This is a genomic window from Proteiniphilum saccharofermentans, from assembly GCF_900095135.1.
GTDB classification, from domain to species: domain Bacteria; phylum Bacteroidota; class Bacteroidia; order Bacteroidales; family Dysgonomonadaceae; genus Proteiniphilum; species Proteiniphilum saccharofermentans.
Genome location: NZ_LT605205.1, coordinates 706,337 through 721,148, shown reverse-complemented (window position 1 = coordinate 721,148; position 14,812 = coordinate 706,337). Strand labels below are relative to the sequence as shown.

Sequence of the window (14,812 nt, the reverse complement as noted above, 5' to 3'; positions counted from 1 at the left end):
AACTACTTCGATGAATCTCCCCTATCCTGGCAATAAATATACAACATAATTTTCACCCCATATCTAATAACCCAAATATTTCACATAAATTCCTTATCCTCTCACCGTCAATTCACCACGGAGGGAGACAGACATCAGGCGGCTTACTTCGGCCGGCGTTTTACCCTCCCCGAAAAGGATCATCAGCTTGGCAAGAGCAGCTTCGGTAGTGATATCGTGTCCGCTCACTGCACCCAATTTCTCCAGACGTTGTCCGTTTTCATAACGATGCATCTCTACACCTCCATAGAGGCACTGGGTAACATTCAAAATCACAATACCCCGCTCTATTGCATCCTGCAATAAGTCCGTAAACCATGGATGAATAGGAGAGTTCCCTGTGCCATATGTTTCCAATACAACCCCTTTCAGGCCGGGAATTCCGAGATGTGCCCGCACCGACTCCTCGGAAATACCGGGAAATAGTTTCAGGATCACCACATGGGAATCCATCGCATAATTGAAGTATACCGGCTTTTCGTAATCGGGCTTGAGGATGAATTGGTCATTGTACCGGATATCCAGGCCCGCCTCGGCCAGATAAGGATAGTTGGGACTATTGAAAGCACTGAAGTGATCGGCATTGACCTTAGTAGTACGGTTTCCCCGCATCAGCAGGTTTTGCATATAAATGCACAGCTCAGGAACGATAGGACGGCCGATAGCATTTTTGTCGGCTGCAATCTCAAGAGCGGTAATAAGATTCTCCTTCCCGTCCGTCCGGAGTTTACCGATAGGAAGTTGTGATCCGGTCAGGATTACCGGTTTGGTAAGATTACCCAGCATCAGACTTAGTGCTGAAGCAGTATAAGCCATCGTATCTGTACCATGAAGAATCACGAATCCGTCATATTCATCATAATGATCTTCAATCACTTTAACTATTTGTTGCCAGATCGAAGGAGACATATCCGATGAATCAATGGGAGGATCAAACAGGTAGGTTTCCACATTGAAATTCAATCGCTTTATCTCCGGCATGTTAGAGCGAAGATGACTGAAATTAAACGGTTCGAGAGCACCTGTTTCTACATTTTCTACCATTCCGATAGTCCCGCCTGTGTAAATAAGGAGTACATTCGTATTTCTATCAATCATATCTACATAATTTTTATACAAAAATAGCAATTTGCAATTAAATGATTATCTTTTTGACATAAATTTAATCATAATAACGAACTTAACACCTTAAAAATTTACTTTTTCATCTTCCGAACCAAAAGGGAAAATAATTTGTTTTAATTAGATAGTTGGATAATCATTAAAGAGAGAGCTAAAATGGCAATGCATTCTATTCAAACAGTTTGGAGAAAAAATAATATTTTCGATACCGAGATCGACGGACACAAGATTACTATTGATCTGGCGGAAGAAGCAGGAGGCAATGATGAGGGGCCAAGGCCGAAGAGGTTACTTTTGATTGCAGCCGCAGGATGTACGGGACTGGATGTGGTGGAAATTGTCCGCAAGATGAGAATCGACCTGAAGAGTTTTGATATACGTATCGACGCAGAAATGAGCGAAGAACATCCTAAACAATATACATCACTAAAAGTAATCTACGAATTTGAAGGGGATAATCTTCCGAAAGAAAAACTGGAACGGGCATGTAAACTCTCGTTCGACAACTATTGCGGTGTATTGGCCATGTATAAAAAAGCGGTACCTGTAACCTGCGAAGTGGTGATAAAGAACTCCTGAATTTTCCCTACAGCTATTATGGAAAAAATTCCATATTTTTTGTAACTTTGCACTTTATTCGGCATTGCCGTAATTGGGTTATTTCGCAAAACTTTTTATAAAATATACTGAACTATGCAAACAATGGACACTTTTAATTTTGCCGGTAAAAAGGCATTTGTGCGTGTGGACTTCAATGTTCCTCTCGATGAGAATTTCAACATCACCGACGATACACGTATCCGCGCTGCTATTCCTACATTGAAAAAAATTCTGAAGGATGGAGGCAGTGTAATCATAGGATCGCATTTAGGCAGACCGAAAGGACCAACCGATAAATTTTCGCTCAAACATATCCTTCCCCGTGTATCGGAACTGTTAGGAGTGGATGTACAGTTCGCCAACGACTGCATAGGTGAAGAAGCCGAAGCCAAAGCCGCTGCATTACGTCCCGGTGAAGCATTGTTACTCGAAAATCTCCGTTTTTATGCGGAAGAAGAAGGCAAACCCCGCTTAGCCGCAGACGCTACTGAAGAAGAAACTGCGAAAGCAAAAAAAGAGGTGAAAGAATCTCAGAAAGAATTCACCAAAAAATTGGCTTCTTATGCCGATGTATATGTAAATGACGCTTTCGGGACAGCACACCGTGCCCATGCTTCCACAGCACTGATTGCCGACCATTTCGACGCCAACAATAAGCTGTTCGGATACCTGTTGCAAAACGAAATCACTGCTGTTGAGAAAGTGATGAATGAAACACAACGTCCTTTCACAGCTATTATGGGAGGTTCAAAGGTATCTACCAAAATAGAGATTATCAAGAACCTGCTGGATAAGGTAGACAATCTGATCCTCGCCGGAGGAATGACCTATACTTTTGCCAAAGCATTCGGAGGAAAAATCGGAGACTCTATCGTAGAGAACGATAAACTGGATCTGGCGAAAGAACTTGTGGAACTGGCAAAAGAAAAAGGTGTAAACCTGGTACTGGCTACCGATGCAAAAATTGCGGACAGCTTCAGTAATGACGCCAAGACCGGTTTTGCATCCGTAAAAGAGATACCCGACGGGTGGGAAGGCCTTGACATCGGCCCCGAATCGGAAAAAGCTTTCGCCGAAGTGATTAAAAACTCCAAAACTATCTTATGGAACGGACCGGTCGGCGTATTCGAATTCGACAATTTCGACAGAGGATCACGCGCTGTTTCCGATGCCATTGTAGATGCCACCAAAAAAGGAGCTTTCTCACTGGTAGGAGGTGGCGACTCTGTAGCTTGCGTCAATAAATTCGGACAGGCAGATGAAGTATCGTATGTTTCTACCGGCGGCGGTGCCCTGCTCGAAATGATCGAAGGCAAAGTGCTTCCGGGAATCAAAGCAATAAGGGGGTATTGATCTTCCCCATTAGTAGTACTTCAAAATAGTGCACTATTTAGAAAAACAAATGAACAAAGCCTTGTAGCAAAGAAATCAGTCTTGTATCTTGATTCTTGGCTCTTGTTTCTTAAGAGTAAAGATAATAAGGGTGGAACTCTCCGTGAGCTTCCACCCTTTATTGTTTACGGAAATGAACTCTCGGAGCCTCCTCTTCTTTTATGTGCAAGTATCATCATGATTTCGGTATTCGAAAAATCAGGTTGCAATGTGTAATATACGGGGGCGTCGGGCGAAGCAGTCCTCAACTTCTCCTCGGCCAGACGCAACCGTTCCCGTGGAATAAAGTCGGTAATGACCAACTCGCCTGTCTCCACATATTTTGCAAGATGCGTACCGATAGTAGATACAGCCAGATTTCGTTCTTCGGCTATTCCTTCAATGGTTTTTCCGGAACGGAACATTTCCAAACTAAGTCGCCGGCTGTCACCTTTCTTTTTCTTTTCTTTTTTCTCTTTCTTTTCCTTTTGCTTTCGCCTGGATACTCCTTTCTCCGCTAAACGCAACTCTAAGCCGTGCCTTTTACAATAATCCTGAATGATCGATAAGAAAGCCGGCCCATATTTCTCTACTTTGGCCGGCCCGAATCCGCTGATTTGGAGTAGTTCCTTTTTATTTTGAGGCAAATATTCCGCCATCTCATAGAGCGTCTTACTGCCAGCTACCAAATAAATTGGCAGGTCCCGTGGTCCACAGATATTATTCCGTTCCTCTACCAGCAGACGGTATAAACCGGGATGCGACAGGCCGGATTTTGTGGAGGCCGATATAGCATAAGCATTCACACTAAAGGAGGGAAGCCTGAAATTGTTTTTCGCTTCAAAATAGGCCTCAATTGTTGTATCGGATTTGAATTTACCGAGTAGATGCTTCTTCAATGCCAGATCGGAAAAAACATCCTGTATTGCTTCGTTATACTCGGCGGCATGTGCACGGCTATCGGTCGAAGCAGGAGATTGCCGCAGTTCCTCTATCAACAGGTCTATCTTCTCCATAAAGAAATCACCAGCAGCGCTTAACCGGTCTTTTAAATAGTCTTCCCTAAGGGGCTGCTGACGAATAATTGAGTTCAACTGTACCTGAAATTTAGCCGCTACCTGCTCTGTCTCTTCCAATTGTTGTTGGATATTTCGCAAGTAGGACTGCGTCTCATCGTTGAAGGACTCTCCCCACTCCTTGATTTTCGACGACAAACGCCTGACTTGTGTCAAAATGCCCATAAAATCGAAAATTGACAACAAAAGATGGGAACGGTAAGCATTGCGCGACTCTTCCAACTGGTTTTCAAGCACATCAACGGTCAGCTTATTCTTCTCATGGTCTATAATCTGATGGTCATTACGGATACTATCAGGATGTATCTTGCTCAATAGTACAATGCCTTCCAACGAGCGGCACCGGCTCAATGCCACATATATCTGCCCCGGTGCAAAGGCTTGTCCGGCATCGATCATCACTTTGTCAAAGGTAAGCCCCTGGCTTTTATGGATCGTAATAGCCCATGCCAGACGTAAAGGATATTGTATAAAACGCCCCAATGTGTTTTCCTCTATCTGTTTTGTCTCGGGATTGGCCGAATAACCGATATTCTCCCACTGGGTACGTTCCACCTCGATATACTCATTCCCATCACAACACACAATAATAGTGTCTCCATCAATTCTATCGACCACACCTGTTTTACCATTATAGAAACGAGCTGTCTCGGTATCATTCCTAAGGAACATCACCTTTGCACCGGGTTTCAGTTCCAATTCCGGCTCGGTGGGGTAGTTCTTCTCGGGGTAATCACCTTCGATCTTGGCAGAAAACTTATGGGCTTTCCCCTTTAATTTCACCAATTCACGGGTATTGATCTGATCCGCTTTGTAGTTATGTGTAGTGAGGACAATATAGTCATCTTCATCCCTGGGTGTAAACAGCGGATCATAACGACTTTCGAGCATCCGGAAGCTTTCAGGGGAAAGACAATCGTTCCGGATCTCATTTAATACCCGTATAAAATCGCTGTTTGTCTGACGGTAAATTTTCTCAAATTCAATATAGACAGGCGGGTCCTGCATAATCGCCCGGCTATGGAAGAAATAGGGACTCTGATAATATTCCGATAGTAAACGCCACTCATCTTCTTTCGCTACAGGTGAGAGCTGGAACATATCACCGATAAAAATGACCTGTACCCCGCCAAAAAGCTGGTCACTCCTGTATCGGAAATGGCGCAAGGAAGCATCAATCGCATCCAGCAGATCGGCCCGCACCATACTTATCTCATCGATCACCAGCAATTCCAACTCCTGTAATACCCGCCGTCGATGTCCCCGCATCCTTGTTTGGCTGATCAATTGTTTCCGTCCTTCAGGTGTGGGAAAGAAAGGGGTAAGCGGCAATTGAAAAAAAGAATGGATAGTAGTCCCACCCGCATTGATCGCCGCTACGCCCGTAGGCGCCACCACCGCCATTTGCTTTCCGGATATCTCTTTCAGGCGACGAAGGAAAGTAGTTTTTCCCGTACCTGCTTTTCCGGTAATAAACAAATTACGATTGGTGTGAAGTGCAAAATCAAATGCTAATTTGTTATTGTCCATTTGCAGTTGTTTTTTTCATCAAAAACTCCTTTTCCAATAGAATATCATTTTCTCAACCCTACATGTCTCCAACTCTATATGCGACATAAAAGAGGGATTGGACCTGTTAATCCAACAACTCTTGTATCTCCGTCATTGAGAGTTGCGGCTTGACAAGTGCATCCGTCAATGCTTTTTTATACCGTTGCAGCCGCTGAATTTTTTCTTCGATCGTACCCTTTGTGATAAACCGGTAAAGGGTCACTTTCCTCTCCTGCCCAATTCGATGGGCACGGCTTACCGCCTGCATCTCTGCCGCCGGATTCCACCACGGGTCTATGATAAATACATAATCCGCGGCAGTCAGGTTCAACCCGGTTCCTCCCGCTTTGAGCGAGATAAAGAACGCCCTGACATCTCCATCAGAATTAAACCGGTCAATCACCGCCTCCCGGTTGACCGTGCTCCCGGTCAGCCACGCATAGCGCCATCCACGGTTATCAAACCGGCTGGCAATAATTTCAAGATGCTTCACAAACGAGGAAAAAATCAATACTTTATGATTCTCCGAAAAAAGTATATCCGACTGCGCCATAACCTGTTCCAGTTTGGAGGAAGATCCTTCATAATCCGGCATCGATATCTTTGGATGATTGGCAAGAAGCCGTAAACGCATAAGGCTACTCAACGCGGCTGTGCTATACAATCGGTTGTCCTCCTTATATTGTTCCATCAGTAAATTCCGGATCTTGTTCTTTTCCTCGTTATAAAGCAGGGCCTGGTCATCCTCCATCTCACAGTAAATAATTTCATCGGTCAGGGGCGGTAGTTCCGGTGCGACCTCTTCTTTAGACCGGCGCAAGATAAAAGGATCAATAATTTTCAGCAACTGTTGCCGCTCCCACTCATCATTCACCACATCTGCTTCCCGGAAACGCATCTTGAATTCTCCCTGTTTTCCAAGAATGTTATCATTCAGAAAATCCATTTGTGCCCACAAGTCCGAAAGAGAGTTTTCAACCGGCGTTCCTGTCAAAGCGAGTTTATAGGCCGAAGATAGCCGCTTGACAGCAGAAAAAATCTGAGAAGAGGGGTTTTTGATATATTGGCTCTCATCCAGGATCAGGTAGTGGAAGGGATAATCGGATAAGAAATGAATGTCCTGCCGGATAATCCCGTAAGTGGTTAAGACGATGTGGTTATCGGAGACGGATTTGGCAAATCTATCCCCTTGAAGACGGGTATTCCCGGTATGGACATACACGTTGAGGGATGGAGCAAATTTCTCCAACTCATTCATCCAGTTGTGGATTAGTGAAGTGGGCATTACAATTAACGAAGGCGGGATCCTGTCTCCCACACAGTTTCCTTTATGTTCCCGGTCTCTCCGGCCTTCCCGGTCTTCCCGGTCTCCCCGTTCTCCCACATCTCCCACATCTTCCCAGTCCCTCCCGTCTCCTCGGAAAAGAGGTTCATCAAAGAGGGAAAGCTGCCGTGACACCTTCTCCTTTATCTTCGCCATTACAGGCGCTTTGTCATAGATATGAAGCAATAAAGCAATGGTTTGCAATGTTTTTCCCAATCCCATATCATCTGCGAGACAGCCTCCGAATCCGTTCTCATACAAATAAACCAACCAATGGAAACCGGTTTCCTGATAGGGCCTCAAAGTGGCTTTCAGTTTTTTCGGCATTTCTATGACGTGCTGTGGCCGCCACTCTCCGTTTTTGTCTGAAAACCGGCCGTTTTCCACCAGTTCTTTCACGCGAAAGTAATAATTGGAAAGACGAATATCATTATCTGAAACGATACCGTACCTGAACATTTCTCTAAAACGCATGAACCACTCCCGGGGCAGTATGGCGATCCGTCCGTCCGGTAAAACATATTCACGGATGTCATTAAGAATAAGATCCTTAAACTTTACAAAAGGTATTGCCACCTCACCAAAACATGCCACACAATGAATATCGAACCAATCGTTGGTGTCATTGACATCCATTTGTAACCCGATCTCACCCGTATAATATAGTAGCTTGCCGAACGACTGCCTTAATTCGAAATTTTTCAGCAAGTCGCTGTGCAGGTTCAACCACTCCACCACTCCTGAAGGCCCGGTATCATTTTTATCTGTATGATCCAATCGATCAGGGAGATTTGCGACCATTGCTGTCGTCACAAAATGTCCGGTGGGAGTTTTATATAATCCTGAATCGGTGAGCATTTGTATATGCCTCTCTTCCCAATCTCTATCACGATAATACCAGCCGATAGAAAAGTCTCCTTCATTATCATGTAGTTCCACCTCTTTCTTATAGGGCTTATCGATAGAAAAAAGTTTATCGCCATATTGAAACCGCAGATTGAGCACGGGGAGCAAATCCATTCCTTTCTCAAGTGTCAACACCGCTACCGGGTTATGTTTCTGCTCGAAAATAGTCACCCCTTCCCCTATTGTCTCATAGTTTTTCACACATTGCACTACAAACTTGCGAATATAATCAGCTACACTGTTCGCCGGGACTTCTATCTGTTTTTTACTAAAAAAGGGGATCAGCTTTTTAGCATCAATATCCATAAAATGATGCAATTGACTACCGATCACCGCAAGGGCGGGGCTTGAGACAAGCGGGGCAAAAAAACGGCCATCGAGTGTAATCTCTGATTTTCCATTCTGCACTTTGGCCGTATAGGTGAATGTTTCCTTGTTCCGAAAAATAAATACCATCCGTGAGGGCGCTTTCATCAACTCCAACGCTTGGTTTATACGGAAATCCCGGATTTGTATCTTGTTACGGATAAAGACCGGGATATTTGTTTTCAGGATCAATGCCCTAATCTCCCTATGCCGGTGTTCTATAAACGGACGGATATAGAGGTCGATATCCTTTTCTGTCACCTTTTGCAGGAAAGCGGCTTCACTTTTCTCACGTGAATAGGATAACATTAAGTTTTTATCGGCATACCGTTCAGCACTCTTCACAATCTCCTGCTCATCATTGCCCAATAAGGAAAAAGCCGAAGAGGAAGTGCTTGCTATTTCAACAATGGTATATACTTCAGTTTCATGCCGGAACAATGCAAACGAAGGTTGAAGCATATAACCGAATTTGGGATGATGGATCAAGGTTATGATAAGCGACTCAGCCATGCCTCTATTCGTCATTATATGATTGTTTTCATTTATATCTACAAGTCAGGCGAAAAATACCGCCGTCAAACGACACTCAACGCATAGAAAAAACAAAGTTAGCAAAAAATTAACTGACTTTGGTTTCGCATATAAATTTACGAATGTTTCGCACTTGTTTGTAAATACAAAACTCCGGACCTCTTCCAGTGTAAAAAATATACGCACGATATACTTATTAAAAACCGCCCTGGATATCCGGGGCGATAGTAGTCAAGAATCGTAGGGTATAATAATTAAACGACTTGAACTTGACTTAGATTCTTAGCGAAATCCTGAATAGAACTGTCTATCTTCTCAATTGTCCTTTTACTTGGATTACGTGTTCCATTCACGTAATGGCTCAACTGTCCCTGATTAATACCTGTCAGACGGGATAATCCGGCGAGAGTGAAGTAGCTGCTATAGAACTGGATAAACGATGCCGTATCATATACATATTCGAATCCAGCTTCCACAAACTCCAGACCTTTATTCCTATAAAACTCTTTCATTGTTTTATATGCTGATATAAAATCTTCAACAGCCTCTCTTGCAGTCCTGCCAGTACCATGTATTCCGTAATTCAGCGATTTCTCGTTTAAATCTACATACACGCTGTAACCGCCCTCAGAAGACCTCTCTATAAATGCTTTTACTGTTTTCATACTATTCTTCTTTAATGGGGATTAAAATTTAATGTTCCCAAAGCCACTTCCTGTTTATCGTGATGGCTCATTTTGAAATACTTTCCGGTTATAGGACTGTACCATAACGGATGCCCGTTCATACTACCTGCCGGATAACAACCTGCTTTCTTCAGTTTCTTTTCAAGTTCATGGTACTTCATTTCTTCTGTCGCTTAATTATTACTGCACAAAGGTAATGATATTGGTTTTAATATCAAAATATTTTTTGTAACTTCAGGATTCCTCATCTCTTCCGGTTTAATCTGACGCAATTTTATAAAACACAAGGATTTTCTTCACAGAAAAAAATTTCCTATATCATTGCAAGTAAAAAGCAGAGTGATTTCGACATAATATTAGATAAGTTCTACAATCATACGACATACGAAACTTGAATTAACTGAAAGTTTCATTCATATTTCGGTTATGGTGGTGTGGCAATCATTGACTAATCTGAAATCTTGAATCCAAATATAGAGAGGTTATCGCTTTTTTTTGTAATTTTGAACCTTATTTCAAAAAGAATCAGGATTCCGGATTTTAACAGGTTGATATTGATTTAAAACAGATTGAAAAACCAAACGATCATCAATCTTTTTCAATCTAAATCAATCTAAATCAATCTGAATCGATCTAAATCAATCTGAATCGATCTGTATCAGTAAGATTTAATCTGTTTTAATCCGCATAAATCCCATTGCAATTTTAGAAGAATGAACATTTCGTACAACTGGCTCAAAGAGTACCTTCAATTTGATTTGTCGCCACAAGAGACAGCCGATGCACTCACCTCCATAGGACTGGAGACCGGGAGTGTGGAAGAGATACAAACCATCAAAGGGGGATTGGAAGGTTTAGTGATCGGGGAAGTGCTGACATGCGTATCCCACCCTGACTCAGACCATCTGCACCTGACAACCGTAGATATCGGCAACGGTGAAGAACCATTGAAAATCGTCTGTGGTGCACCCAACGTGGCAGCCGGCCAGAAAGTAGTGGTTGCCACCATCGGCACGAAATTGTATTCGGATGATGATGTGTTCACGATAAAGCGTTCCAAGATTCGTGGAGAAGAGTCGTTCGGCATGATCTGTGCCGAAGACGAGATCGGGATAGGCACTTCTCATGATGGTATTATTGTCTTGCCTGATGAAGCAAAAGTAGGAATGCCTGCTAAAGAGTACTATAATATAAAGAGTGATTATGTACTGGAAGTAGACATAACCCCCAACCGTATAGATGCTGCCTCCCACTTTGGCGTGGCACGCGACCTGGCAGCATGGTTGGAACAGGCAGGTAAACCTTATAAACTTACAAAACCGTCTGTGGAAGAATTTGCCGTTGACTCTCAGGAAGGCGGTATCGAAGTGATCGTGGAGAACAGGGAAGCCTGCCCACGTTACTCGGGACTGACTATCCGTGATGTGACAGTGAAAGAAAGCCCCGACTGGCTGAAGAATAAATTATTATTGATCGGGCTTCGTCCCATCAACAATATCGTAGATATCACCAATTTCGTACTCCACGAGACGGGACATCCGATGCATGCATTCGATGCTGCATATATCACCGGAAACGAAGTGGTGATACGCACCATGCCCGAAAAGACCAAATTCATCACATTGGATGAAGAAGAACGTGAACTGAGCGGGAACGACCTGATGATCTGTAATGCGGAAGAGGGAATGTGTATTGCCGGCGTCTTCGGAGGATTGGAGTCGGGCGTAACCGAAAAGACGACCGATATATTCCTGGAATCAGCCTATTTCAATCCCACATGGGTACGGAAAACTGCCCGTCGACATGGGCTGAACACCGACTCTTCATTCCGTTTCGAACGGGGTACCGATCCGGCCAATACAGTCTATGTATTGAAACGGGCAGCCATGCTGGTAAAGGAACTGGCAGGCGGTACAATAGAGGGTGAAGTAAGGGATATTTACCCTGTACCTGTTGAAAGAGCACAGGTAAGCCTCCCTTACGATAAAACAAACAAGCTGATAGGAAAAGAAATACCGAAAGAGACAGTCAGAAATATCTTGCACAGTCTGGAGATTGAAATAGAAAACGAGACAGAGAACGAACTCACCCTACGTATCCCCACTTACCGTGTGGATGTAACGCGCGATGTGGATGTAATTGAAGATATCCTCCGCATCTATGGATACAACAATGTGGAGATCAGCGACTCATTAAAGGCGAATCTTTCCATTCAAATGCCTGCGGACCGCAAGCAGAAATTGCAGACACTCATCTCTGAACAACTTACGGCAAACGGATTTAACGAGATATTGAATAACTCTCTTACTAAAAAAAGTTATTATGAGAGCTTCGAAACTTATCCTGCCTCACACTGCGTACCGCTGGTAAATCCGCTAAGCAATGACCTCAACGTGATGCGACAGACATTACTTTTCGGGGGATTGGAGAGCATTGCTTACAACCGCAACCGCAAACATGGCGACCTCCGGTTCTATGAATTCGGCAACTGCTATTTCTTTAATGCCGCCAAAAAGAGCGAAGAGAATGTTCTTGCCCCATATTCCGAAGAATTTCATATCGGACTATGGATATGTGGTAAACGTACCCATAAGAATTGGGCGGCAGCCGGTGAACAAAGTTCCGTCTTCGAGTTGAAAGCGCATGTGGAAAATATCCTGAAAAGAATGGGGATCAGTGGGAATCAGGTGTTCTTTGAAACAGAACGAAACGAACTCCTTTTTGCCGGTATGAGTGTCAAAACACACAAACGCACCATAGGTTTCTTTGGCATTGTTTCTCCTAAGATATGCAAAAAGTTCGATATCGATACGGAGGTATTCTTCGCCGAGATGAATTGGGATTTGCTGATGAAAGAATCCGAAAAACAATCGGTACGCTTTTCCGAAATAGCCAGATTCCCGGCCGTAAGCAGAGACCTGGCACTGCTGATCGACAAAAAGATCACCTTTGCCCAAATCCGCCAGATTGCCCTCAAATCGGAAAAGAAACTGCTGAAACAGGTATCACTCTTTGATGTCTATGAAGGAAAAAACCTGCCTGAAGGCAAAAAATCCTATGCGGTCAACTTCCTGTTACAGGACGAAGAAAAGACGCTTAACGATAAACAGATCGACAACGTAATGCAGAGGATCCAAAAAAGTCTGGAAGAGGAATTGGGGGCTCAGTTGAGATAGGACTGGGGAGACTTGATGATTGGGAAAAAGGGAGAAAAATGAAGAGTGAAGAGTGAAGAATTAAAAGTGAAAATTTCTGGTAAAATTGGTAATTGGTAATTAGTAATTGGTAATTAGAATTTTAATACTATTAGATAAAAGGATATATAAACAATATGGGAAGAGCATTTGAATATAGAAAAGCGACCAAGATGAAACGCTGGGGAAATATGGCCCGCGTATTCACTAAATTAGGGAAACAGATCACTATTGCCGCCCGTGAAGGTGGCCCTGATGCCGATACCAATCCCCGCTTACGTGTGTTGATACAGCAGGCGAAGAAAGAGAATATGCCGAAAGACAACGTGGAGCGTGCCATCAAAAAGGCGACCGACAAGGATCATTCTGATTATAAGGAAGTGGTATATGAAGGATACGGGCCTTATGGCATCGCGATTGTAGTGGAAACAGCAACCGACAATCCCACGCGTACCGTGGCGAACGTCCGCAGCTATTTCAATAAACATGGGGGTTCATTGGGTACTTCCGGCAGCCTGGAATTTTTATTCGACCATAAGTGCGTATTCAAAATTGCACCTAAAGATGGTATTTCGTTGGAAGACCTGGAACTGGAACTGATCGATTATGGTGTGGATGAGGTAGAGGCTGATGAGGAGGATATTCTTCTCTACGGCGACTTCAAGTCCTATTCCGAAATCCAGAGTTATCTGGAAGAAAACGGCTTTGAAATTCATTCAGCCGAGTTCGAGCGCATTCCGCGCGACACCAAAGATCTCAACGAAGAGCAACGTGCTCAGATCGAGAAATTACTGGAAAAATTTGAGGAGGACGAGGATGTCCAGAATGTGTTCCATAATATGGCGGAAGGGGAGTAAAATGAAAAAATATCGGGCATCGACACATTATCCGGAGAAGTAGCGCACAGCGGAATCGAACCGCTATTCATTGCCTGAGAAACAATTCAAAATATTTGTCAAGCGCTTCCCTGGCTGCGATAAAGGAGCTTTTCCGGTTACCAAGGACATCATCCTCCAGTTTTTGTAATAACCGGTCAATCTCCGGATCACGGTAAAAGCTGTTCCTCAACTGCTCGTTAATGGTTTCATACATCCAGTATTTCGCCTGTTGTTGCCGTTTACGTTCGAAATAACCGTTTTCCCTCACAAAATCGATATACTTGTGCACCATCTCCCATACTTCCGCAATACCCAGGTTATAGTATCCGGAATAAGTCAGCACTTTGGGTACCCACCCCGAATCCGGAAGTGGAAAAAGGTGCAGCGCATTGCTGAAATGACGCTGGGCCATCTTGGCTTTTTCAATATTGTCTCCATCAGCTTTATTAATCACAATGCCGTCGGCCATCTCCATGATCCCACGTTTGATACCCTGTAACTCATCACCCGTACCGGCAAGCTGGATCAGTAAAAAGAAATCCACCATGGAGTGGACTGCTGTCTCCGACTGCCCTACTCCCACGGTTTCCACAAATACATAATCAAATCCGGCCGCTTCACAAAGGACAATCGTTTCGCGGGTCTTGCGCGCCACACCTCCCAGGGATCCCGCTGAAGGAGAAGGGCGGATAAAGGCATTCTGCTCTAAAGAGAGTTTCTCCATCCTTGTCTTATCTCCAAGGATACTCCCCTTCGACCGCTCACTCGAAGGGTCAATAGCCAGTACCGCTAATTTATGTCCGTTTCGCAACAGATGCATCCCGAATGCATCAATAGAGGTACTTTTCCCGGCTCCGGGAACGCCTGTTATACCCACACGGATTGAATTACCGGCATAAGGGAGACACTGTTCAATAATAGCCTGCGCTTTCTCCTGATGTTCGGGTCGTGAACTCTCCACCAGTGTCACAGCCTGACTGAGCACTACCCTGTTGCCTGACAAAATACCTTCTGCATATTCCGTCACAGAACGCTCATGTTCTTTTGTCCTTTTCTGTAAATAAGGATTCACACTGGGCGGGCGGACAACACCTTTATTGACAATAAGTCCCTTATATCTCGGATCATTCTCGGGATGTTCCATCATATTGTAAGCAAATTAAAA

General features: G+C 43.9%; 10 protein-coding genes. 4 read left to right on the top strand and 6 right to left on the bottom strand.

All coding sequences use genetic code 11. From position 1 onward, the window contains the following. Positions 1-93: 93 nt before the first annotated feature. On the bottom strand, positions 94-1,137 hold the full coding sequence (locus PSM36_RS02700; protein ID WP_076932003.1) for an asparaginase: 1,044 nt from the start codon (positions 1,135-1,137) through the stop codon (positions 94-96). Between the two features lie 180 nt (positions 1,138-1,317). Between PSM36_RS02700 and PSM36_RS02695 the strand changes: the two genes are divergently transcribed. Together PSM36_RS02695 and PSM36_RS02690 are read left to right on the top strand one after the other, a co-directional pair. Next, complete coding sequence (locus PSM36_RS02695; protein ID WP_083710902.1) at positions 1,318-1,740, top strand: OsmC family protein; 423 nt, start codon at positions 1,318-1,320, stop codon at positions 1,738-1,740. Between the two features lie 114 nt (positions 1,741-1,854). Further along, positions 1,855-3,114, top strand: coding sequence for a phosphoglycerate kinase (locus PSM36_RS02690; protein WP_076928673.1), 1,260 nt, complete (start codon positions 1,855-1,857; stop codon positions 3,112-3,114). Between the two features lie 164 nt (positions 3,115-3,278). On the opposite strand, the gene PSM36_RS17815 is transcribed toward PSM36_RS02690, so the two are convergent. The 4 genes from PSM36_RS17815 to PSM36_RS02670 form a co-directional block, all read right to left on the bottom strand. Continuing rightward, positions 3,279-5,738 carry a helix-turn-helix domain-containing protein gene (locus PSM36_RS17815; RefSeq protein WP_076928672.1) on the bottom strand — a complete coding sequence of 820 codons (2,460 nt, stop codon included), beginning with the start codon at positions 5,736-5,738 and terminating at the stop codon, positions 3,279-3,281. 106 nt (positions 5,739-5,844) lie between these two features. After that, positions 5,845-8,883, bottom strand: coding sequence for a DEAD/DEAH box helicase (locus tag PSM36_RS02680; RefSeq protein WP_083710901.1), 3,039 nt, complete (start codon positions 8,881-8,883; stop codon positions 5,845-5,847). A gap of 260 nt (positions 8,884-9,143) precedes the next feature. After that, positions 9,144-9,554: a type II toxin-antitoxin system HicB family antitoxin gene (locus tag PSM36_RS02675; protein ID WP_076928670.1), complete on the bottom strand. Its 411-nt coding sequence runs from the start codon at positions 9,552-9,554 to the stop codon at positions 9,144-9,146. A gap of 11 nt (positions 9,555-9,565) precedes the next feature. After that, positions 9,566-9,736: a type II toxin-antitoxin system HicA family toxin gene (locus PSM36_RS02670; protein ID WP_076928669.1), complete on the bottom strand. Its 171-nt coding sequence runs from the start codon at positions 9,734-9,736 to the stop codon at positions 9,566-9,568. Between the two features lie 552 nt (positions 9,737-10,288). On the opposite strand from PSM36_RS02670, the gene pheT reads away from it, so the two are divergent. Both pheT and PSM36_RS02660 read left to right on the top strand, forming a co-directional pair. Next, on the top strand, positions 10,289-12,751 hold the full coding sequence (gene pheT / locus PSM36_RS02665; protein WP_076928668.1) for a phenylalanine--tRNA ligase subunit beta: 2,463 nt from the start codon (positions 10,289-10,291) through the stop codon (positions 12,749-12,751). A gap of 155 nt (positions 12,752-12,906) precedes the next feature. After that, the gene (locus PSM36_RS02660; protein ID WP_076928667.1) at positions 12,907-13,626 is read left to right on the top strand and encodes a YebC/PmpR family DNA-binding transcriptional regulator; all 720 of its coding nucleotides are present in this window, start codon (positions 12,907-12,909) and stop codon (positions 13,624-13,626) included. A 67-nt stretch (positions 13,627-13,693) separates the two neighbouring features. On the opposite strand, the gene meaB is transcribed toward PSM36_RS02660, so the two are convergent. After that, complete coding sequence (gene meaB / locus PSM36_RS02655; protein ID WP_076928666.1) at positions 13,694-14,791, bottom strand: methylmalonyl Co-A mutase-associated GTPase MeaB; 1,098 nt, start codon at positions 14,789-14,791, stop codon at positions 13,694-13,696. Positions 14,792-14,812 lie beyond the last annotated feature (21 nt).